This is a genomic window from Flavobacterium sp. (assembly GCF_039932285.1).
In the GTDB taxonomy this organism is placed as follows: Bacteria; Bacteroidota; Bacteroidia; order Flavobacteriales; family Flavobacteriaceae; genus Flavobacterium.
The window spans coordinates 1-22,458 of record NZ_JBDTQE010000046.1; the positions used below are offsets into that span (position 1 = coordinate 1).

Here is a 22,458-nt window from a genome sequence, read left to right on the forward strand (position 1 = left end):
TGTCACATAAAGCAGGTTTTGTAAACATCATAGGAAATCCAAACGTTGGTAAATCAACGTTGATGAATGCCTTTGTTGGAGAGCGATTATCAATTATTACATCAAAAGCACAAACAACACGTCATAGAATTCTTGGAATTGTAAACGGTGAAGATTTTCAGATGATTTTATCTGATACACCAGGAATTATTAAACCAGCATATGAAATGCAGGAATCGATGATGAATTTTGTAAAATCAGCTTTCGAAGATGCCGATGTTTTGATTTATATGGTCGAAATTGGTGAGCAAGATTTGAAAGACGAAGCTTTTTTTAATAAAATAATTAATGCAAAAATTCCTGTTTTATTACTTTTAAATAAAATAGATACTTCAAATCAAGAACAACTAGAAGAGCAAGTAGCTTTTTGGACTGCCAAAGTTCCTAATGCAGAAATTTTTCCAATTTCGGCATTACAGAATTTTAATGTGCCAGAAGTTTTTGACAGAATCATAAAATTATTGCCAGAATCTCCAGCTTATTATCCTAAAGATCAACTTACAGACAAGCCAGAAAGATTCTTTGTAAACGAAACCATTCGTGAAAAAATCTTGCTACATTATAGTAAAGAAATTCCGTATGCAGTAGAAATCGTAACGGAAGAATTTTTTGAAGATGATAATATTATCCGTATCCGTTCTCTTATAATGGTAGAGCGCGAAACTCAAAAAGGAATTATCATAGGTCATAAAGGAGAAGCGCTAAAACGAGTAGGGATAGAGTCTCGTGCCGATTTAGAGAAGTTTTTCGGAAAACAAATACATATAGAATTGTATGTGAAAGTGAATAAAAACTGGAGAAGTAACGTGAATATGTTGAAGCGTTTTGGTTATAATCAATAGATTTTAGATTTCTGAATTTAGATTTAAAAAAATCATGAATAAATTGGGAATGTTGGTGTAGCCCTGATAGTAGTGGCATCCTTTTTTGAGCTCCTTTAGCTCAAAAAAGATAGAGCGAATAGCAGGAAATAGCTCCTGAAAAAATAAAATCTTTGCAACTTTGCAACTTTGTAGCTTTGTAGCTTTTTATAACTACCTTTGCAAAAAATTAAAAATACTTTATTGCTGATTTTTAGAAACTTAATGATTTTGGGAAACTAAAATCTGACCCGAGCCTGAAAGTGCGAACAGGCGAAGCAAATCTAAAATCTGCACTCTAAAATAATAAATATGAATAACATTGTTGCGATAGTAGGAAGACCTAATGTAGGGAAATCGACCCTTTTTAATAGGCTGATACAAAGAAGAGAAGCGATTGTTGATTCGATTTCGGGTGTAACCCGTGATCGTAATTATGGCAAAAGCGAATGGAACGGAAAAGAATTTTCTGTAATTGACACTGGTGGTTACATAAGAGGTTCGGACGACGTTTTTGAGGGAGAAATCCGTAAACAAGTAGAATTAGCTATCGACGAGAGCGATGTAATTATTTTCGTAGTCGATGTAGAAGAAGGAATCACTCCTATGGATGATGCTGTTGCTAAAATGTTACGTAAAGTAACAAAACCGGTTTTACTTGCCGTAAATAAGGTTGATAATGCGATGCGCGAAAAAGATGCCATCGAGTTTTACAATCTTGGATTGGGCGAATATTATACTTTTGCAAGTATTTCAGGAAGTGGAACAGGAGATTTATTAGACGCACTTATTGATGCGTTTCCTGTAAAACCATTACCAACTCAAGAAGAAATCGTTTTACCACGATTTGCAGTTGTTGGTCGTCCTAATGCTGGAAAATCTAGTTTTATCAATGCTTTAATTGGTAAAGAAAGATTTATGGTTACTGATATTGCGGGAACTACTCGTGATGCAATAGATACAAAATACGATCGTTTCGGTTTCGAATTTAATTTGGTCGATACTGCAGGAATTCGTCGTAAAGCGAAAGTAAAGGAAGATTTAGAATTCTATTCAGTAATGCGTTCTGTACGTGCTATTGAACATGCTGATGTTTGTATTTTGATTATTGATGCCACTCGTGGTTTTGAAGGCCAAGACCAAAGTATTTTTTGGTTGGCTGAAAAGAACAGAAAAGGTGTTGTTATCTTAGTAAACAAATGGGATTTGGTCGAAAAAGACACGATGTCAACTCGTGATTATGAAGCTAAAATTCGTGAAGAATTAATGCCATTTGTCGATGTGCCTATTCTTTTTGTATCGGCACTTACAAAACAACGTTTGCTTAAAGCGCTAGAGGCTACTGTTCAGGTTTATGAGAACAGACAACAACGTATTTCGACTTCGAAATTTAACGAATACATGTTGAAAATTATCGAAAATCATCCGCCACCAGCATTGAAAGGGAAGTTTGTGAAAATTAAATATTGTATGCAGTTGCCAACACCAACGCCTCAGTTTGTTTTTTTTGCCAACTTGCCACAATATGTAAAAGATGCTTACAAGCGTTTCTTAGAAAACAAAATCCGTGAGAATTGGGATTTTGAAGGTGTGCCAATAGATATTTATATTAGAGAGAAATAGTTTTTAATTCAATATAAAAAAAGTTCATTATGTTTACTTAAACATAATGAACTTTTTTTTATGAAATCAATCAATAACAAAATAGTCTGGATTACTGGAGCATCGTCTGGAATTGGAGAAGCATTAGCTTATGAATTAGCAAATAATAAAAATTGTAAACTCATACTTTCAGCCAGAAATCAAGATGCTTTAGCATTAGTAAAATCTAAATGCAATACTGAGGTAATTTTGCTTCCTTTCGATTTATCTGATTTTGATCATGCTAAAAATCATGTCGAAAAAGCAATTGCTGCTTTTGGAAAAGTTGATGTGTTAATTAATAACGGAGGAGTGAGTCAACGTTCACTTCTTGTTGAAACTGATTTTGAAGTTGATAAAAAACTTATAGAGGTTGATTATTTAGGAACAGTTGCTATAACAAAAGCTATTTTACCGCATTTTATTCAAAATAGGAATGGGCACTTTGTGACAATAACCAGTTTAATGGGCAAATTTGGTTCCCCTTATCGTTCGGGTTATTGTGGTGCGAAGCATGCTTTACATGGTTTTTTTGATGTTTTACGGATGGAACATCAAAAAGATAACATACATGTGACATTAGTTTGTCCTGGATTCATTCAAACCAATGTAGCTAAAAATGCCTTAACAGCTGATGGATCTAAACAAAATACAGACGATAATGCCACACAAAATGGTATGCCTGTGTCTGTTTTCGCTAAAAAGTTTGTAAAAGCTGTGGAGGAAAAGAAATTTGAAACTTATATAGGAGGAAAAGAAATTTTAGGCGTTTATCTAAAAAGATTTTTCCCTAAATTTTTACATTATTTTGTATTAAGAAGTAAGGTAAGATAAAAAATAAGGAGTGGGTAATCTAAAATTTATTTAATTAAAAATGTTTTACCAACTTCCACCACTTCCACCGCCAGAGAAACCGCCGCCGCCGAAACCTCCGCCACCAGAAAAGCCTCCTCCAGATGAACCACCAAATCCTCCTCCGCTACTACGTCCCAAATTACTTAAAATAATCACATCAAGTAAACTAGGTGACCTGCCAATTCCGCTTCCGTTTCCTTTATTGTTTCTAGAAATTATGACAAGTATAATGATGAAAATAATAATAAAAAACACAATAGGAATTCCGCCGCCATCTTTATCTCCTTTCCTTGTTCCTTTGTATTTACCTTTAAAAACATCAAAAATCGCATCAGTACCTTTGTCTAATCCGTTGTAGTAACTTCCTGCTTTAAATTCAGGGATTATAATATTTCTGGTTATTTCCCCACCAATTCCTGCTGTTAGTCTGTCTTCAAGACCATATCCTGCTGATATCCAAATTTTTCTCTCGGCTTTAGCTAACAGTATTACAACACCATTATCATTTTGTTTTGTTCCCCCAATTCCCCAAGTTTGTCCCCATTTTGGAGTTAGAATGCCAATATCTTCACCTTTTAGACTTTCAATCGTAATTACTACAATTTGAGTGCTTGTCGAGTCGGAATATTTAATTAATTTTTCTTCCAGCTGTGATTTTTCTTCTGTACTTAAAACATTGGCATAATCATAAACTGAAGTCTGAAATTTAGGAATTTCTGGTATAGTAAATTGTGCAAAACCAATTTGTGTAAAGAAAAAACAAACTAATATTTGGAACAAAAAGGGAGTATTCTTTTTAAGTAAATTCATTATCCTCTAGATATTTCGTTAGATAATTCATTTGTATCATCATCTTGATACGGGAAATATTTTTTGAGTTGTTCACCGGCTTTAAGAATACCATCAACTAACCCTTGTTTGAAATTTCCATTCTGAAAATGATTTGCCATAATATTTTTAGTAGATTCCCAGAAATCGCTAGGAACAACTTTGTTTATACCATCGTCGCCACAAATAGCAAATTGCTTACTTTTTACAGCAATATATATTAAAACGCCATTAGAATCTTTAGTATTGTACATCTCTAATTCGTTAAAAACTTCTACTGCGCGATCATAGGCTACAGTAGTTATGTTTTTTTCTAAGTGTACGCGAATTTCGCCAGAAGTGTTTTTTTCGGCCACACGAATAGCTTCAATAATTTCTTGTTCTTCAGCTTTAGTTAAAAATTCTTCGACTTTTGACATTAGTATGATTTTTTTAACCACAAAGTTCTCTAAGTTCCACTTAGGACACTATTTGTGAAATTTGTGTATTCCTTGTGAACTTTGTGGTTAATTATTTTTTTAGAATTTTACTTCAACAGGTTTTTCAGCACCTTCTACAGCTTTGAAATAAGCTTTTTCTTTATATTTTCCTAAAAACATATTACGAGGCATAGCAAGAACATAACTATTGTATTCTTGAACACTTTCGTTAAAACGAGTTCTAGCGGTCAAAATCTGATTTTCAGTACTTGCTAATTCATCTTGTAATTTTAAGAAATTTTCGTTCGCTTTTAGTGTAGGATAAGCCTCTACAGTTACTAGTAATCTTGATAACGCAGATGAAACGCCGCTTTGCGCTTTGTTATATTCAGCTAATTGTTCAGGAGTAATATTTTTGGGGTCAATATTCATAGAAGTAGCTTTGGCTCTAGCTTCAATTACAGCAGTCAAAGTTCCTTTTTCGAAATCGGCAGCACCTTTTACAGTATTTACTAAATTACCAATTAAGTCATTTCTTCTTTGATAAGCTGTATTCACATTTCCCCATTCTTTTTCAGTCGCTTGATTAAATCCTAAAGCTGTATTTTGAATTCCAAAATACCACATTGCTATGATAATAATTGCTCCAATCCCAATAATCCAAGGTAAAAATTTTTTAAAATCCATTTTGTTTGTTTTTAAAGTTAGTTTTTTATCTAATTAGTCGTTTGTTTTATAATTCGTTACAATTATAATTCATTTTTAATACTCAATAATTGTGCTTTAACAGTTTCTAGTTTGCTAATAATATCAAACTTGTCTAAAGTTTTTTTCTGATCTTCTTTCAAATGGACTTTTGCACCTTCAAGTGTAAAACCACGCTCTTTGACTAAATGAAATATTAATTGCAAATTTTTTACATCTTCAGGCGTAAACATTCGATTGCCTTTCGCATTTTTCTTTGGTTTTAGAATGTCAAATTCCTTGTCCCAAAACCTAATAAGTGATTGGTTTACATCAAAAGCTGTGGCGATTTCGCCCATGCTATAATATCTTTTATCTTTTGGTAAATTGATGTGCATTAATCTAGAGATTGATTTTCTTGTGTTGCTAATTTAGCAATAGCCGTATATTCTACTGCCGATATATTTCCATAGTAGAAATTAATTGGATTGATGGGGTTTCCATTTTTATGAACTTCATAATGACAATGTGGTGCTTCACTACGGCCAGTACTTCCTACAAATCCTATAATGTCTCCACGATTTACATGTTGTCCTACTCGTTTGTTATATCTGCTTAGATGTGCATATAAAGTTTCGTAACCAAAACCATGCTGAATCACAATATGATTTCCAAAACCCGAAGCAGTATTGTCCGCTCTTTGTATAACGCCATCGCCAGTTGCAAAAACGGGAGTTCCTGTTGGCGCTGTAAAGTCCATGCCTTCATGCATTTTTCTGGCTTTAGTAAATGGATCACTTCGGTATCCATAACCAGAAGCCATATGTTTCAATTGCTCATTTTTTACTGGCTGAATTGCAGGTATAGAACCTAAAAACTTCTCTTTTGCTTTAGATAATTTCAAAATTTCATCAAGTGACTTCGATTGCATAGCGAGTTGTTTAGAAATCAAATCTACACGTTCAGATGTATTAGTTACCAGTTGCTCATTATTGTAACCCAACAATTGTTTGAACCTATTTTCGGTAATAATTCCTTTCTTTTTCGTCATTTCAGAAATTGGAGCGTTGTTGAAATACACACGGTAAATATTGTTATCACGATCAGCAACATTCGCTAAAACGGCATCTAATTGGTCTATTTGTTTATTTAAAATAGTATAATTTAATTTTAAATTTTCATTTTCTCGGGCTAGCAATTTGTCTTTTGGAGTTTCAAAATAAGGCGTATTTAATAAAACAACAAAACACAAAAAACCGAACAATGCTGACGCCAATAAAAATAAGGCGATATAGCCAAAACTTCTAGTTTTTTTAGTTTTTATTTTTCGATACGCTAAATTTTCGGCATCGTAATAGTATTTTACTTTCTTCATATTTTAAAAAATCCTATTTTTGCAGTCGTTATTACAAAGTAACAAAATATTAGGCGAATTAATGTTGAAATTGTTTCAATTAGCAAACAAATTTTTATTAGTATGTGCCTAATCCAGCTATTCGTTACAAGTTCTCGTCCAGAAATCTTTTTTCTACGAGTTTGCAGGAACTTCCTTCGGTCGTTCTACAAACCCAAGAAAAAATAGTTTTCTGAATCTCGAAGCTTTTCACTACAAACGAAGTTCACTGAACTCCGATGTAAATGAAAGTGTAGTGAAGTAATCTGGGGCAAAATAAAGGTTGATTCGTTAATTTGGTTATTCGTTTATTCGAAATCCAAATCAACAAATAACCAAATAACCGATTAAACACAAGAAATGACATCAAAAGAAATCCGCAAACAATTCCTTCAATTCTTCGAATCAAAAGGACATCTTATCGTTCCGTCAGCGCCAATCGTTCTTAAAGACGATCCAACCTTAATGTTCAACAATTCTGGAATGGCGCAATTCAAAGAATATTTCTTGGGAAACGGCACGCCAAAAAGTCCAAGAATTGCAGATACACAAAAATGTTTGCGTGTGTCAGGAAAACATAATGATCTCGAAGATGTAGGTTTCGATACTTACCATCATACTATGTTCGAAATGCTAGGAAACTGGTCATTTGGAGATTATTTCAAAAAAGAAGCCATCAATTGGGCTTGGGAATTATTGACAGAAGTTTATAAAATTCCAAAAGAAAATTTATATGTTTCTGTTTTCGAAGGAAGTAAAGAAGACAATGTGCCTTTCGACCAAGAAGCTTGGGATATTTGGAAAGGATTAATCGACGAAGATCGAATCATCTTAGGAAATAAAAAAGACAACTTCTGGGAAATGGGTGATCAAGGACCTTGCGGACCATGTTCTGAAATTCATGTCGATTTACGTACGCCAGAAGAAAAAGCTTTAGTTTCAGGAAAAAGTTTAGTAAATAATGACCATCCACAAGTAGTGGAGATTTGGAATAACGTTTTTATGGAATTCAACCGTAAAGCAGATGGTTCTCTAGAAAAATTACCAGCACAACACGTAGATACCGGAATGGGATTTGAGCGTTTGTGTATGGCATTGCAAGGAAAAACATCAAATTATGACACCGATGTTTTTACACCGCTAATCGAAAAAGTAGAACAAATTACAGGATTAAAATATACTTCAAACGAAGTTAAAAACATATCAGAAGAACAAAATAAAACCAATATTGCCATTCGTGTTATTGTCGATCACGTTCGTGCCGTTGCTTTTGCAATTGCAGACGGACAATTGCCTTCTAATACAGGCGCAGGTTATGTGATTCGTAGAATCTTGCGTCGTGCGATTCGTTACGGATTTACGTTCTTGAATACCAAAGAACCTTTTATCAATAAATTAGTTGAAGTTTTAGCAAACCAAATGGGCGAATTTTTCCCAGAAATCAAATCGCAACAACAATTGGTTACCAATGTAATTCGTGAAGAAGAAGCTTCGTTTTTAAGAACTTTAGACCATGGAATTCTTAAATTAGAACAACAAATTAATCTAAGAAAATTAATAGATAAAACACCTGTATTAAATAATCCTGAGTATGTTGTTACTGGTGGTATGGCTTTTGAACTTTATGATACATATGGCTTTCCTTTAGATTTAACTGAATTGATTGCAAGAGAAAATGGATTTACAGTTGATGAAGCTGGATTTAATGCTGCCATGCAAGAACAAAAAAATCGTTCACGTGCAGCCTCTGAAGTTTCAACAGAAGATTGGTCAGTTTTAATCCCAGGAAATGTAGAAACATTCGTGGGTTATGACCAAACGGAAAACGAAGTTAAAATTACCCGTATTCGTAAAGTAGATTCTAAAAAAGACGGAGTTTTGTACCAAATCGTTTTAGACAATACGCCGTTTTACCCAGAAGGCGGAGGACAAGTAGGAGATAAAGGAACTTTAGTTTCGGCAAACGAAACCATTGATATTATTGATACTAAGAAAGAAAATAACCTGATTTTGCACTTTGCAAAACAATTGCCTGAGAACGTAAATGCGAGTTTTGTAGCAAAAGTAAATGCTGATTTGCGAGATTTATCGTCTAGAAATCACTCAGCAACACACTTAATGCATTTGGCGTTGCGAACTATTTTAGGAACGCATGTAGAACAAAAAGGATCGTTGGTCAATCCAAATAATTTACGTTTCGACTTTTCACATTTTAGTAAAGTAACCGACGAGCAATTACTTGAAGTTGAAAATTTTGTAAACGCGAGAATTCAACAGCAATTACCATTGGTAGAAAGAAGAAATATTCCTATTCAACAAGCTTTAGACGAAGGCGCTATGGCTTTGTTTGGCGAAAAATATGGGGATAATGTTCGTGCGATTAAATTTGGAGAAAGCATGGAATTGTGTGGTGGAATTCACGTGAAAAACACCGCCGAAATCTGGCATTTCAAAATCATTTCTGAAGGTGCAGTGGCAGCAGGAATTCGTCGTATCGAAGCGATTACTAGCGATGCAGTAAAATCACATTTTGCTTTGCAAGAAAACATTTTAGAAGAAGTGAAAATTGCATTAAAAAACCCGCAAGATATTTTAAAATCTGTTGTTTCATTACAAGATGATAATGCGAAGTTGAAAAAACAAATCGAGCAATTGCTTAAAGAAAAAATTGAGGGATTGAAAAATATATTAATTTCAGAATTTCAAGAAATTAATGGTATTAACTTTTTGTCGAAACAAGTTGATTTGTCTATGAGTTCGACCAAAGACTTAGCTCAAGTATTGGGAAGTGTAAAACCAAATTCGTTTGTGTTTTTAGCTTCTATTGAAGATGGTTTACCAAATATTCATTGTTATATTGCTAAAGAATTAGTTACAGAAAAAAGCTTAAACGCGAATGCAGTTATCAAAGAATTAGGAAAATATATTGAAGGAAACGGTGGTGGACAACCATTTTTCGCATCAGGAAAAGGAAAAAATGTTACTGGAATAAAAGAAGCTTTGGAAAAAGCGGTTGAGTTTGTGAAGTAAGTTTGTTTTCACGCAAAGACGCAGAGGCGCAAAGTGTAAATGAATAGATGAATTATAAATATTTATAAAATATAGCTTTGCGCCTCAGCGTCTTTGTGTGAAAAATATTAAATTATGACAGAAAACGAAATTTCAAAAATAATTGTTGATGTTTCTTATAAAATTCATACTAAACTTGGTCCAGGATTATTAGAATCTGTTTATGAAGCAATACTTTATCATGAATTAGTAAAAAGAGGACTAAGTGTAGAAAGACAAAAACCAATTCCTGTTATTTGGGATGATGTTTTTCTTGATATAGGTTTCAGAACTGATTTAATAGTTGAAAATAAAGTAATTATTGAGATAAAATCTGTTGAGCAAATTTCGAGAGTACATTCAAAACAATTATTAACTTATTTGAGAATTACAAAAATAAAATTGGGTTTACTTATTAATTTTAATGAAGGATTAATTAAAGATGGAATTACCAGAGTAGTTTGCGGATTGTAGTGTTTTATTTTAATACGATTCGTGTCTCTGCGACATTAATAGATATAAATTTTCTAAAAATAAACTGACAAAATATTAATTAATTCGTTTTTTTTTTTGCTTTACACAAATTTATAAAACCCCAAAAATGAAAAAAATCATATTGTTATTAAGTGTTTTAATACTTGCCTTAACATCTTGTTCTAAAAATGAAGATGAGCCAGTTGTGCCAATTGATCAATCTGTTAATATATTGCTGAAAAGAACCGTTACTACTAGAGGTAGTGTTGTTACAACCGATGTGTATTCATATAATGAAAGAAAAATTGATAAAATTGTTTCTAATGATGGAATAATTAATAGTGAAACCAGGTTTACTTATACAGGTGATTTAATTACAAAAATTGAAGTTTATTCTAATACTGTTTTAAAATCAAAAAAAGAATACAGTTATCAAAATGATAAGATGACACAAATTATTACGTATGATTATAATGGTACACAAACTACGAAGAAAAGAATGAATTATGTTCATGATGTTGTCAATGTAAATCAAGAAAGAGCTCATTATGAAATTCATAGCATCAATATGTCAAACAGTCAGGAAACACTATATACAGACGGCGATATTTATTTTTCAGGGCGTGAAATAACGAGTCAGTTAAATACAGATTACCCAGTTGTTTCTGGCCGTTTGATTGACAGTTGGTCTGAATACAGTCATGATTTTAAGAAAAATCCAACGATAAATATTATTGGTTATAATAAATTATTGGATAATGTTGATGGAACTAGTACCGCTAATATTGCCAATAAAAAACTTACAGCCGATGCTTATGTTAATGGTGTATGGGGAACGGAAATAACGAATTATAAAAGAACGTATAAGTATAACGACTTGCTTTTTCCTTACGAAAGAAAAATATTCACAAAGAATGTCACTTTGGATAATACTACACAGTATTTCTATGAGTAAAAACATTTAACTCTATCAAGTAAAATCCGTTTATAATAAATTACAGAAAATGGGAGCTTAGGTTCCCGTTTTTTCTTTTCTCAAATTAAATAAATCTTCAAAAATGAAAAAAATCATATTGTTATTAATTGTTGTTGCACTTGCTTTTACGGCTTGTTCTAAAAGTGGAGATGAACCGACTGCGACTTCACTAACATCAAACCCTAACGGAACATTACCTATGAAGATTATTACTACCAATGGGACTAATGTAGTAACGCAAGATTTTTCTTATATTGGAAACAAGCTTGCCCGATCTCAATTTTCAAATGTTGATTATAATAGCTACACTTATACAAACGATTTGATAACGGGTATTGCTGTTTATAGAAGCAATGCTCTTGATGGAACAGTAACTTATACATACAATGGCAATAATAAATTAGTGCAAACGCTATATTTGAAACCATCTTTAAACCAAGCTTATAAAGATGTTTATACATACAATACCGATGGAACAGTTAGTTTGTCTAAATATTCAGGGAATTTAACTACTCAAAATACAAATACAGAGAATTATAAAGTTTTTTTTCAAAATGGATTGGCGACCAAAAGAGAAGAGTATAAGCTTATTAATGGGATTATGGAAACCGAAATCACGAATTATACTTATGATGCTAAAAATTATATATTTAATTCTGTTTTAGGATATAATAAGCTACCAGAATATAGTACAAGTAAATTTGGTTGTCTAAACAATATTATTTCAGCGACTTATAGTGCTACAAATACGGCTGCTACTAGTACTTCACTTTCGACATATACTTATAACGATAGTAATTACCCTATTAAAAAAACAGAAACTAATTTATCTGGTAGTTTAGTTGTTCAAATATTTTATCAATAAGAAAAACTATTTTTCAAAATGGTGAAAGGGTTTTTTACTTCCTCTCCCCAATTTGTTGTCTCCACATCGCATAATACAAGCCTTTTTCAACCAGTAAATCTTCGTGTTTGCCTTGCTCGATAATTTTCCCTTGTTCTAATACAAATATTTTATCAGCGTGCATAATGGTCGACAATCGATGCGCAATAAGAACTGTAATTCGGTTTTGGTCTGAGATGTTTCTAATGGTAGTATTTATTTCTTCTTCGGTAATCGAATCTAAAGCAGAAGTAGCTTCGTCAAAAATTAATAAATTTGGGTTTCTTAAAATAGCTCGTGCAATAGACAAGCGTTGTTTTTCGCCGCCAGAAACTTTAATTCCGCCTTCTCCAATGGTCGAATTTAATCCATCTTCGGCACGTTTTAGTAAATTTTCGCAACTCGCTCTGTTTAAAGCATGGTGTAATTCTTCATCGGTTGAATCTGGTTTTACAAATAATAAATTCTCACGAATAGTACCCGAAAATAATTGTGCATCTTGTGTTACAAATCCCAATTGTTGGCGTAAGTCTAGTAAATCGATAGTGTTAGAATCGATACCGTTATACAATACTTGACCTAAAGCTGGCGGATACAATCCTACTAGTAGTTTTACTAAAGTTGTTTTTCCTGCTCCAGATGGACCAACAAACGCTACTGTTTCTCCTTGTTTTATATGAAAATCTATATTTTCGACCGCGGGATATTTTGCCGTTTTGTGTTTGAAACTAACATTGATAAATTGTAAAGAAGCAATTTTTCCTATCGATTTAGGGTTTTCTGGACGGAATTCAGATTTAGCATTTAATAAATTTTCGAAATTTTCCATCGAAACTTTGGTTTCATTTTTGGCAATAATAAAGGCACTTAATTCTTGTAATGGATTGAAAATAAAGAAGGTAAAAAATACCATGGTAAGTAAATCGCCCACTACTATCTTATTACTGAACAAGAAATAATATAAAGTAAAAACAACAGATGTTCTCATAAAATGAACAGTTGTTCCTTGTATAAAACTTAAACTTCTAATGAATCGAATTTTTTCTATTTCTAAGTGTAAAATTTTATGTGTATTCGAATTTAATCGACCTTCTTCTTGCTGTGTTAATCCCAAACTTTTTACTAATTCGATGTTTCGGAGACTTTCTGTTGTTGATCCAGCAAGCGAATTAGTTTGTTGTACGATTCTTCTAGAAACAACTTTGATTTTCTTGCCTAAAAAAGAACTAATGAAAGCAATAATTGGCGCTGTTAGTATAAACACAAAAGCAATGCGATAATCGATTCTAGAGATGTAAACAATCACAAAAATAAAACCAATAATAGTTTGAAATATTAATGAAATAGAAAGGGTAATTAGTTTCTCCGAATCGGTACGCGCTTTCTGCAATTTACTCAATGTTTCGCCGCTTCGTTGGTCTTCAAAATCTTCATAAGGTAAGTCTAAAGATTTTTTAATTCCGTCAGTATACATTTCGGCACCAGTACGCTGAATCACTAAATTGGTAAAATAATCTTGAAAATTTTTAGTAATTCTAGAGATCATTGCAGCTCCTAAAGAAAGCCCTATCCAAAAACCCACTGCTTTTATAAAATTAAGTTCTTGGCCTTTGTATTTTGCAATTCCTACACCACAATCTTGCATCAATTTACCTGTAATAATCGAATCGCTTAAACTAAAACAAATGTTTATAGCGGCCATTATTAAAGCAAAAAGTAATAATGTTTTGTGTTTTATTAAATAAGAATATAAGAGTTTCATGTTTTTCTTGTTTTACAAGTAGTGGAAAATTAATAAGTAGTTTAAGAGATCATAAATTAATAGAGACCTTCTCAATCGCTCGAATTGTAAAATCCAAATCTTCGTAGGTCAAAGCGTCAGAAATAAACCAAGTTTCATAAGCTGATGGTGCAATATAAATACCTTCTGCAAGCAATCCGTGGAAGAATTTTCTAAAAGTATCGTTGTCTCCATTTTTTGCGGTTTGAAAATCAAAAACTGGATTTGCATCAAAATGAACAGAAATCATTGAACCGATTCTGTTTATAGTATGTACCACATTATTTGAAGTGAGCACTCTGGCAATTCCTTTTTCTAGATAAGCTGTTTTTTCTTGTAATCTAGTAAAAACTTCTTGATCTTCATTTAAAGCTTTTAACATCGCTAATCCCGCAGCCATTGCCAAAGGATTTCCAGATAATGTTCCAGCTTGATAAACAGGTCCGAGAGGTGCTAAATAATTCATTATTTCGTTACGTGCTGCAAATGCGCCAACTGGTAATCCGCCGCCTATTACTTTACCAAAACAAACAATATCTGCTTTTATGTCATATAATTCCTGAGCACCACCTTTTGCAAGACGAAATCCAGTCATCACTTCATCAAAAATTAGCAACGTGTTGTTGTTGTCGCAGAGTTGTCGCAAAGCCTCTAAAAAACCTTTCTGAGGTGGAATACATCCCATGTTTCCTGCAACAGGTTCTATGATAATGGCTGCAATTTCATTTTTATTAGCCTCAAATAAATCTTTTACATTTTGAATGTCGTTGTAGTTTGCTAATAAAGTGTCTTTTGCAGTTCCTGAGGTTACTCCTGGACTATTTGGTGAACCAAAAGTTATGGCTCCACTTCCTGCTTGTATCAAAAAAGAATCGGAATGCCCGTGGTAACAACCTGCAAATTTGATTATTTTATCTCTCTTTGTAAACCCACGAGCCAATCTAATGGCACTCATACAAGCTTCTGTCCCTGAATTTACAAATCGAATTTTATCTATGTTTTCTACCATAGAAACTGCTAGCTTTGCAATTTCAGTTTCTAATGCTGTTGGCATACCAAAAGAGGTTCCTAGTTTTGCTTTTTCAATTACTGCGTTTACCACAGGTTCGTAGGCATGACCTAAAACCATTGGTCCCCATGAGTTAATGTAATCTACAAATCTATTTCCATCTTCGTCATACACATAAGCTCCTTTTGCACTTTTTGCAAATATTGGAGTTCCTCCTACGGATTTGAATGCTCTTACAGGTGAATTTACACCGCCTGGAATTACTTTTTCAGCTTCTACAAATAACTGACTGCTTCTTTGATATAACATTTTACTTTTATATATAATATTAAATTTTAGTTTATTACTTTACAATTAGGCTTTGTCCTAATGAAAGGGAATTATCTAAAATATTATTTTTCTTTTTTAATTCTTCGATAGTGATATTAAATTTTTTTGAAATAGAATACAAAGTATCTCCTTTTACAACTCTATATTTATTATCATTTGTGATTTCTTCTTTTTGATCTGTGGGTTTTGTTGAAAAGCCTGTTCCTAAAACCTCGGCATCGTATTGTTGTAATTGGTATCTTTCTATGAGTCCAATTAATTTATCTGGATATTTTACATCGGTAGCATAACCCGCTTTTTTAAGTCCTCTTGCCCAAGCTTTGTAATCGTTTTTTGGCAATAAAAACAAAGGTTTGTACCATGCTCTACTAGTTAAAAAATAAGAATGATCTCTATAAGACTCTTCCGCATGTTTATATTTTCTAAAGCATTCCTGTAGCGCATCGTCATCGTGTTTTACACTTTCGCCTGTCCATTCTTTGTGACATTTTATTCCGAAATGATTGTTTGCTTGAACACTTAAATCTCCGGTTCCTGCACCAGACTCTAGAATGCCTTGTGCAAGTGTTATACTTGCGGGGATACCATCGCGAATCATATTTTCTTTTGCAACTGCTTTAAATTGAGAAATGTAAGCCACAACCATTTCTGTAGTAACTCTTACTTTTTGAGTAGCTTCTAAAATTTCGCTTTTAGGTTGTATTGTGTTTTCTTTTTCAGGAATTTTTGTCAAGACTTTTTCAGGAGAATTTTCAGTTTTTTGTTTATTAACTGGTTTTTGAGTTGTATGCACCGTTTTTTTAGGCTGCGTAGTTGGTTTAGAAACACCACAGCTTGCTAATAATGATAATAATATGAAAAATGCTATTTTATTCATCTTCATTAAAAAACTATTTTGTTCATTTTTTTCTTCTCTAATAACTTATTCATCCCTTTTATTCCTTGTAATCCTCCTGTATGAATCATTAGTATTTTAGAGCCGTTTGGGAAATAATTATTTGCTAATAAATTCATTACACCATAAACCATTTTTCCTGTATAAATAGGGTCTAAAGGGATTTGAGTATTCATATAAAATTGGTTTATAAAATCAACTAACTCGGCGGTTATTTTTCCATAGCCACCAAAATGATAATCTGTAACTAATTCCCAATTATTATTTTTTGCAAACTTACGAATTTCATCTTTCAAAAAATCACCTTTTAACGCTGGAAATCCAATAATTTTTTGGTTTGAGTGACTGCTATTTATTATTCCTGAAATTGTACCTCCTGTTCCTATAGCGCAACAAATATAATCGAAATGAAAATCATTATTTGTCAAGATTTCTTCACAACCAAGTATTGCTAATTCATTTGTGCCACCTTCAGGAAGTAAATAATGATTTCCATATTTGTAATTTAATTTAGAAATAAATGATTCGGATGTTTTATTTTGATATTCTTCACGAGAAACAAACTCAAATTTCATTCCACAATTTTGTGCAAAAAGTAAAGTTGGATTATCTTCAATTTTATCTGCCAGTTCGTCACCCCTAATGATTCCTACGGATTGAATTCCTGCTTCCTGACAAGCAAATGCAACTGCTGCAATATGGTTTGAAAAAGCACCACCAAATGTAATGAGCTTCTCATAATTATGCTCTTTGGCTTTAAGAATATTATATTTTAGTTTTCTAAACTTATTTCCTGATACAAACGGATGTAACAAATCTTCACGCTTCATAGATAACGTGATTGTATTATTGTTAATCTGAATGTTTTGATTAATTATATTCATAGTTCATTACAAAAATACGCATAAATAAAGATTTTTTACTTTTATAAATACGAGAAATTTATGACTTAATGGTCAAGTGTTTAAAGTTTAAAAGAGATGAGTTATTTGAAATTAAAATAATATTTTACTTCTTTATAACTCTATATGTTTTGTTTTCAGCTTAATTTTATATTTTTATAAAAAATAATAAAATGCGAAATAGAATATTATCAGCAATAGGAATCATAGTCGCCGTTTTTATACTATTCAAATTTTGTACATTTAAAAAAAGCGATGATTCTACTTTAGAAAATAGTACGGCACTTATTCAACAACAGATTGTAAATGTTGGAAAACTTGTGGTTACCGAAGGTCATTTTGCTGAAGTTTTAACTTATAAAGACCAAGATACTTATTTTGGGGGTATGATTTCTTTTGACAAAAAAGCACTAATCGTAGTAAATGCCGATGTGACTGTTGCCTACGATTTGCATCAAATGAAATATGACATTGATGAAAAAAATAAGATAATTACGATTCTTAATATTCCAAAGGAAGAAATAAAAATTTCACCAGATATTCAGTTTTACAACGTAGATCAAAGCAAACTGAACCCATTTACAGGCGATGATTATAACAAAATAAACAAACAAGCTAAGGCAAGTTTATCCAAAAAAATTGAAAAATCGACGTTGAAATCTAATGCTCAAAATCGATTGATTTCCGAATTGTCTAAAATGCTAATTCTAACCAATAGTATGGGTTGGAAATTACAGTATGAAGGAAATATTATTGTAAAAGAAAGTGATTTCTCTACTAAAATAAAGTCCTAATTATACTGATTCTTTTTCGAAAATCAGCTCTAAACCATTACTAATTAGTTTTTTTACTTCCGGTCTAGAATTTTTTAAAGCTTCTAAATGAGAAATTACTTTTGATGCTAAAACACTGTCTTTAGCATTTATTAATTCTAGTATTTCTACTGAAAGTAACCAATCTTTTGGGTGATTTTGAATTATTTTTTCAAAAGTATTCTCTAATGATAAATTAGTCGATTTTCCTTCGCGAATAGTACGTACATTTTGGTACAAACCTTCTAACTCCTCACGTTCAGATGTTTTTTTAGATTTGATAGTTTTTGATGAAGGAATATGTGTAATCATATCGAAACTATGCACATCGGCTGGGCCAGAAAAAGCAGAAATCACTTTTTTACCTACAGCCATATCATAAATTCCCCATTCTGGTTGAAACAAAATGGTTTCTCCATGAGTAACTGTACAATTCTTGAAACTAATTAATATAATTTCTCCTTGCAAATTGCGTGAACCTGTAATAATTTCGCCAGAAACTATAATGTTTCCTTCAAATTCAAGTCTAACATTTCCAGTTTCATAAATATCGTAAGCTTTCAAATCTCGAGGACTCATGTCTTCGATAGCGAGATTAATTCCCTTTAGTTTTCCAATTGGACTTCCAAAACCTTCAGCATGATAAGATTTTCCGTGACCTACTAATTCTTTTTCTCTATAAGATAAAGCTGTTTTTCCTGTAGTTTGAATATAAACGGGTTTTCCGTCATCTTCAATCACATTAGTAAATAACCCTGAAACCTGAATTCCAGTACTCATTTCGATAGTTCCAATCGCATTCGAGTTAATTAGTTTTTGAATACCAGACAATCCGCCAGTTCTCAAAGCCATTTTGTTTGCAAATTCTTCTAAAACTTCACTTAAATAAGCAAAATCTGGTGTCACAAAAAGCTGAGGTTGGGGTTTTGTAATGTCAAAACTTTGGTTTACGGCATCAATAGAGTAGGGAAGTTTGATGACGTTGTCAGTCATACACCAAGCACTTTCCCCAATAGAGGAAAGCAAACCAGCACCATATATTTTTGGGTTTTCGACCGTTCCTATCAAACCATATTCAACCGTCCACCAGTGTAAATTTCTAATTTGTGCCATTTCTGACATTTCTCCCATATTATTTTGCAAGTAATCTACTTGTTTTTCGGCAGCATCAATTTCGGCTTGTGGTGTTCCTTCGGCTTCTTTAACTATCGATAATAATCTTACTGCTTCGTACATTTCGTAATCACGAGAAGATGAAATGGCTTTGCAGCCTATTTCGCCAAAACGACGTAAATATTCGGCATATTCTGGATTGGCAATAATTGGTGCGTGACCAGCTCCTTCGTGAATAATATCTGGAGCAGGAGTATATTCTATGTGTTCTAATTGTCTAATATCGGAAGCAATAACAAGGACATTGTACGCTTGAAATTCCATAAAAGCATTAGGCGGAATAAATCCATCAACAGCAACTGCAGCCCAACCAATTTCTTTTAGAATTCGGTTCATGCCATACATATTTGGAATATTATTTATCTCGAGTCCTGTTTTTTCTAATCCTAAAAGATAAGATTCATGAGCTACTTTTGATAAATAATCTACGTTTTTGCGCATCACATAACGCCACACCGCTTGGTTTATAGGAGTGTAGTCACTATAATCTTGTGGTTTGATAAACTGTTTTAAATGTTTTGGTAGTCTGTCAATCAGTGGGTTGCTTTCAAAAGGCGCTTCCATATTTTGATATTGTATGTTTTAGGTAAAGGTAAAAAGAATATACTTTTATTTTGACGATTTTTTGAAAATAAAATTAATTGTACATTTGAACATGAAAAAAATAAATTTCATATTTGTTTTATACTTAAATTTTTTGTTTGTTAAAGCACAAAACAACAGTGCCAGACTTACAAAACTTATTATTGATTATGAAATACAAAACAGCAATGAAAATTTAATTCTGTTTAATTCAAAACTTGATTTTTTTTTAGACCAAGATAAATTAAGTCCAATTGAACTTCAATATGGCTACTATTATAAGGGTTTGTATTACAGTAAAATGAACCGACAGAAAGATGGTATTGAGTATTTAAAAAAATCCATAAAACACGCCACAGAACAAAAAAACTCTCAGGAAATTTATATTAATAGTATATATAATTTGGCGGACTTATATTACACCATTCAAGATTTTAAAGAATCATATAATTATGCTTTTAAAATTAGTACCAAAATAAACCCAACTACAAGTCCAAATAAGTACATCATTTTACATTCTATTTTAGGTGGTTGCTATGCTGATTTTAAAAAGTATGATAATGCGATATTCGAGTATCAAAAAGCAATTGACGTTGCAAATAAATATGACTCTTGTTTAGCTATAGAATTATTTATTAAGCAAGCTAAAAGATATGGTGAAAAAGGCAACTTTGAAATGGCAGAAAAATTAATTTCAAAAGGTTTAAATTTAGCAGAACATTGTAGCAATTTTAATTTGGAAAGCAAATTAAATATTATTAAAAGTTTAATAGAGATATCTATAAGAAATAAAAAAACAGAAAAAAGTATCAATTTAATAAATGAACTATATGCAATTGATGGGTTAATAAAACAAGAAAATAGAGATCAAAAATTAGATTCAATTGAAACCATTTACAAAACGAAAATAAAAGAAGATCAAAACAAAAAATTAAAGAAAAGTAATTTAGAAAAAGAAAAAGATATAAGAACTCAAAAAATTGCTCTTTTAATTGTTGTTTTCGGATTAATTTTATTGACAACTTTTCTTTTTTATATCTTTTATATTTCCAAAAAACAAAAACAAACCAATAAAGAATTAGAACGGTTACATCTTTTAAACCAAAAAATATTTTCGGTAATTTCCCATGATTTCAGAAGTCCAATGCTTAATTTAGAAGTGCTATTAAAAGTAGATTCAGATATTAAAAATTTTGAAGCCAATAAATTTAAAATTCAAGACGACTTAAAACAGGCCAATCTTGTTTTAGAAAACCTACTAGGATGGTCGAAGAAAGAATTAGGCATGGCAGATAGAGAAACAGAAATTTCCAATGTTTATATAGAAACAAACGCCATAACAAATCAATTAGATTATTTGTTAAAAACAAAAAAAATTCAACTGATAAACGATGTGCCTCAAGAAAAAATAATTAAGATTAGCACCGATATTTTAAAAATAATTTTGAGAAACCTTATCAGTAATGCCATCAAATTTAGTTATCAAGAAAACAATATAATTGTTGGATTTAATCAGGATAGTAATGAGTATTACGTACAAGATTTTGGAACAGGAATCGAAAAATCAAAAGTAGATTCGCTATTAAAAGGAAAAAGTATTTCAAGTATTGGAACAAATTTCGAATCAGGTTTTGGCTTAGGATTGCATTTTGTTAGCGAATTATTACATCAAAATGGTGGCGAAATTCGAATAGAAAGTATAGAAAATGAAGGTACAATTGTTTTTTTTAAATGCAATATCAATTAATGGTTTTCCGTTAATGAATTGTTTTTTTTTAGTTGTTTTTTTGAAAAAAAATTAAAATGCAAAATATATCCATAGCAATTTTTGATGATCATCCCTTAATTATTAGTGCCATTACTAATGAATTGTTTTTGCACCAAAACATAAAATTACTTTTTACTGCCAATGACAAAATTACTTTTCACGAGTTTTTAAAACAACAACAACCTGATGTTTTAGTTTTAGATATTGTTGCTGATGATATTTTAGGATTAGAATTATTTAATTTCGTTTTAAGTAATTATCCTACATGTAAAATAATTGCACATTCGAGTCTTTCTAGTACTACTTTGGTCGAAAACCTATTAAATATAGGTGTAAAAGGATATGTAAATAAAAAATATCCTATAGAGATTTTATTTGCAGCCATTAAAACTGTTTTTGATGATAAAGTATATGTATCAAACGAATATCTTTTTTTAACATCGCAGTTTCAAAAACCGCAAACCGCATTATTGACCGATAGAGAAATTGAAATTGTAAATATGATAGGTAATGAATTTACTTCAAATGAAATTGCCGAAAAATTAAGCCTGTCTATTAATACTATTGAAAGCCACAGAAAAAGAATTTTTCAGAAACTGAACGTAAAAAATGTGGCAGGAATGATAATGGAATCGGCACGATTGGGATATATAAAATAATTTTTTCAAATTCACTGATTACCGTGAATAGGTTTAGTTTTTTGCCAAGTAAATTTGTCAAATAATCTTAAATCTCAGAAAAATGAAAAAAATTACATTTTTAGTTGCTACTTTAAGCTATCTTTTATTTACGTCATTAGCTTCTACTGCTCAATCCACTTGGACAGCCAGGAGTTCGTCTGCACCAGGTAGTCAATGGAGATCTGTAATCTATGCTAACGGTAAGTTTGTAGCTGTTGGCAGTAACATAGTAATGACTAGCCCTGATGGAATTACTTGGACAACTAGAACCGCAGCAGCAAATAATAATTGGAATTCTGTAACCTATGGTAACAGCCTGTTTGTTGCTGTTAGTAATAGTGGAACGGGAAACAGAGTAATGACAAGTCCAGATGGAATTACTTGGACAAGTAGAACTCCAGCAACAGATAATGAGTGGTACGCTGTA

General features: G+C 31.9%; 20 protein-coding genes and 1 pseudogene. 11 read left to right on the plus strand and 10 right to left on the minus strand.

All coding sequences use genetic code 11. From position 1 onward, the window contains the following. From era to ABI549_RS09295, 3 genes are all read left to right on the plus strand, one after another. Positions 1-881 (plus strand): GTPase Era (gene era, locus ABI549_RS09285; RefSeq protein ID WP_348076181.1); only part of this gene is annotated, 881 nt, incomplete at its 5' end. A 330-nt stretch (positions 882-1,211) separates the two neighbouring features. After that, entirely contained in the window at positions 1,212-2,522 is a 1,311-nt protein-coding gene (der, locus tag ABI549_RS09290) for a ribosome biogenesis GTPase Der (protein ID WP_348076182.1), read from the plus strand. A 60-nt stretch (positions 2,523-2,582) separates the two neighbouring features. Continuing rightward, positions 2,583-3,374, plus strand: a complete 792-nt coding sequence (locus ABI549_RS09295; RefSeq protein WP_348076183.1) for an SDR family oxidoreductase — start codon at positions 2,583-2,585, stop codon at positions 3,372-3,374. A gap of 45 nt (positions 3,375-3,419) precedes the next feature. Here the strand turns inward: ABI549_RS09295 and ABI549_RS09300 are convergent, their stop codons facing one another. The 5 genes from ABI549_RS09300 to ABI549_RS09320 form a co-directional block, all read right to left on the minus strand. After that, positions 3,420-4,205 carry a TPM domain-containing protein gene (locus tag ABI549_RS09300; RefSeq protein WP_348076184.1) on the minus strand — a complete coding sequence of 262 codons (786 nt, stop codon included), beginning with the start codon at positions 4,203-4,205 and terminating at the stop codon, positions 3,420-3,422. Then, positions 4,205-4,642, minus strand: coding sequence for a TPM domain-containing protein (locus ABI549_RS09305; protein ID WP_348076185.1), 438 nt, complete (start codon positions 4,640-4,642; stop codon positions 4,205-4,207). Before ABI549_RS09305 ends, ABI549_RS09300 begins: the two co-directional genes overlap by 1 nt. 99 nt (positions 4,643-4,741) lie before the next feature. Next, positions 4,742-5,329 (minus strand): LemA family protein, encoded by a 588-nt coding sequence (locus ABI549_RS09310; protein WP_348076186.1) that lies wholly within the window; start codon positions 5,327-5,329, stop codon positions 4,742-4,744. Between the two features lie 62 nt (positions 5,330-5,391). After that, positions 5,392-5,724, minus strand: a complete 333-nt coding sequence (locus ABI549_RS09315; RefSeq protein ID WP_348076187.1) for a MerR family transcriptional regulator — start codon at positions 5,722-5,724, stop codon at positions 5,392-5,394. Then, positions 5,724-6,701, minus strand: coding sequence for a M23 family metallopeptidase (locus ABI549_RS09320; protein WP_348076188.1), 978 nt, complete (start codon positions 6,699-6,701; stop codon positions 5,724-5,726). The genes ABI549_RS09315 and ABI549_RS09320 overlap by 1 nt, the downstream gene beginning before the upstream one ends. A 378-nt stretch (positions 6,702-7,079) precedes the next feature. On the opposite strand from ABI549_RS09320, the gene alaS reads away from it, so the two are divergent. From alaS to ABI549_RS09340, 4 genes are all read left to right on the plus strand, one after another. After that, a complete protein-coding gene (gene alaS / locus ABI549_RS09325) occupies positions 7,080-9,749 on the plus strand; it encodes an alanine--tRNA ligase (protein WP_348076189.1) in 2,670 nt (889 codons plus the stop codon). A gap of 114 nt (positions 9,750-9,863) precedes the next feature. After that, positions 9,864-10,241, plus strand: coding sequence for a GxxExxY protein (locus ABI549_RS09330; RefSeq protein ID WP_348076190.1), 378 nt, complete (start codon positions 9,864-9,866; stop codon positions 10,239-10,241). A gap of 127 nt (positions 10,242-10,368) precedes the next feature. Further along, complete coding sequence (locus ABI549_RS09335) at positions 10,369-11,196, plus strand: hypothetical protein (protein ID WP_348076191.1); 828 nt, start codon at positions 10,369-10,371, stop codon at positions 11,194-11,196. Between the two features lie 103 nt (positions 11,197-11,299). Then, the gene (locus ABI549_RS09340) at positions 11,300-12,082 is read left to right on the plus strand and encodes a hypothetical protein (protein WP_348076192.1); all 783 of its coding nucleotides are present in this window, start codon (positions 11,300-11,302) and stop codon (positions 12,080-12,082) included. 34 nt (positions 12,083-12,116) lie between these two features. Here ABI549_RS09340 and ABI549_RS09345 read toward each other — a convergent pair whose 3' ends face one another. From ABI549_RS09345 to ABI549_RS09360, 4 genes are read right to left on the minus strand one after another with little or no spacing between them, the layout of a single operon-like run. Next, on the minus strand, positions 12,117-13,862 hold the full coding sequence (locus ABI549_RS09345) for an ABC transporter ATP-binding protein (RefSeq protein WP_348076193.1): 1,746 nt from the start codon (positions 13,860-13,862) through the stop codon (positions 12,117-12,119). Positions 13,863-13,911: 49 nt separating this feature from the next. After that, positions 13,912-15,198 carry a glutamate-1-semialdehyde 2,1-aminomutase gene (hemL, locus tag ABI549_RS09350; RefSeq protein WP_348076194.1) on the minus strand — a complete coding sequence of 429 codons (1,287 nt, stop codon included), beginning with the start codon at positions 15,196-15,198 and terminating at the stop codon, positions 13,912-13,914. Between the two features lie 34 nt (positions 15,199-15,232). Further along, a complete protein-coding gene (locus ABI549_RS09355; RefSeq protein WP_348076195.1) occupies positions 15,233-16,102 on the minus strand; it encodes a glucosaminidase domain-containing protein in 870 nt (289 codons plus the stop codon). Then, positions 16,102-16,998, minus strand: a complete 897-nt coding sequence (locus tag ABI549_RS09360) for a pyridoxal-phosphate dependent enzyme (protein WP_348076196.1) — start codon at positions 16,996-16,998, stop codon at positions 16,102-16,104. The genes ABI549_RS09355 and ABI549_RS09360 overlap by 1 nt, the downstream gene beginning before the upstream one ends. A 191-nt stretch (positions 16,999-17,189) precedes the next feature. On the opposite strand from ABI549_RS09360, the gene ABI549_RS09365 reads away from it, so the two are divergent. After that, complete coding sequence (locus ABI549_RS09365; protein ID WP_348076197.1) at positions 17,190-17,810, plus strand: DUF4230 domain-containing protein; 621 nt, start codon at positions 17,190-17,192, stop codon at positions 17,808-17,810. Here the strand turns inward: ABI549_RS09365 and ABI549_RS09370 are convergent, their stop codons facing one another. Further along, on the minus strand, positions 17,811-19,565 hold the full coding sequence (locus tag ABI549_RS09370) for an aromatic amino acid hydroxylase (protein WP_348076198.1): 1,755 nt from the start codon (positions 19,563-19,565) through the stop codon (positions 17,811-17,813). A gap of 319 nt (positions 19,566-19,884) precedes the next feature. On the opposite strand from ABI549_RS09370, the gene ABI549_RS09375 reads away from it, so the two are divergent. The 3 genes and pseudogenes from ABI549_RS09375 to ABI549_RS09385 form a co-directional block, all read left to right on the plus strand. Next, positions 19,885-21,330 carry a tetratricopeptide repeat-containing sensor histidine kinase gene (locus tag ABI549_RS09375; RefSeq protein WP_348076199.1) on the plus strand — a complete coding sequence of 482 codons (1,446 nt, stop codon included), beginning with the start codon at positions 19,885-19,887 and terminating at the stop codon, positions 21,328-21,330. Between the two features lie 56 nt (positions 21,331-21,386). After that, positions 21,387-22,010, plus strand: a complete 624-nt coding sequence (locus tag ABI549_RS09380) for a response regulator transcription factor (RefSeq protein WP_348076200.1) — start codon at positions 21,387-21,389, stop codon at positions 22,008-22,010. Positions 22,011-22,092: 82 nt separating this feature from the next. Beyond that, positions 22,093-22,458 (plus strand): annotated as a pseudogene (locus ABI549_RS09385) (hypothetical protein); the annotation flags it as partial.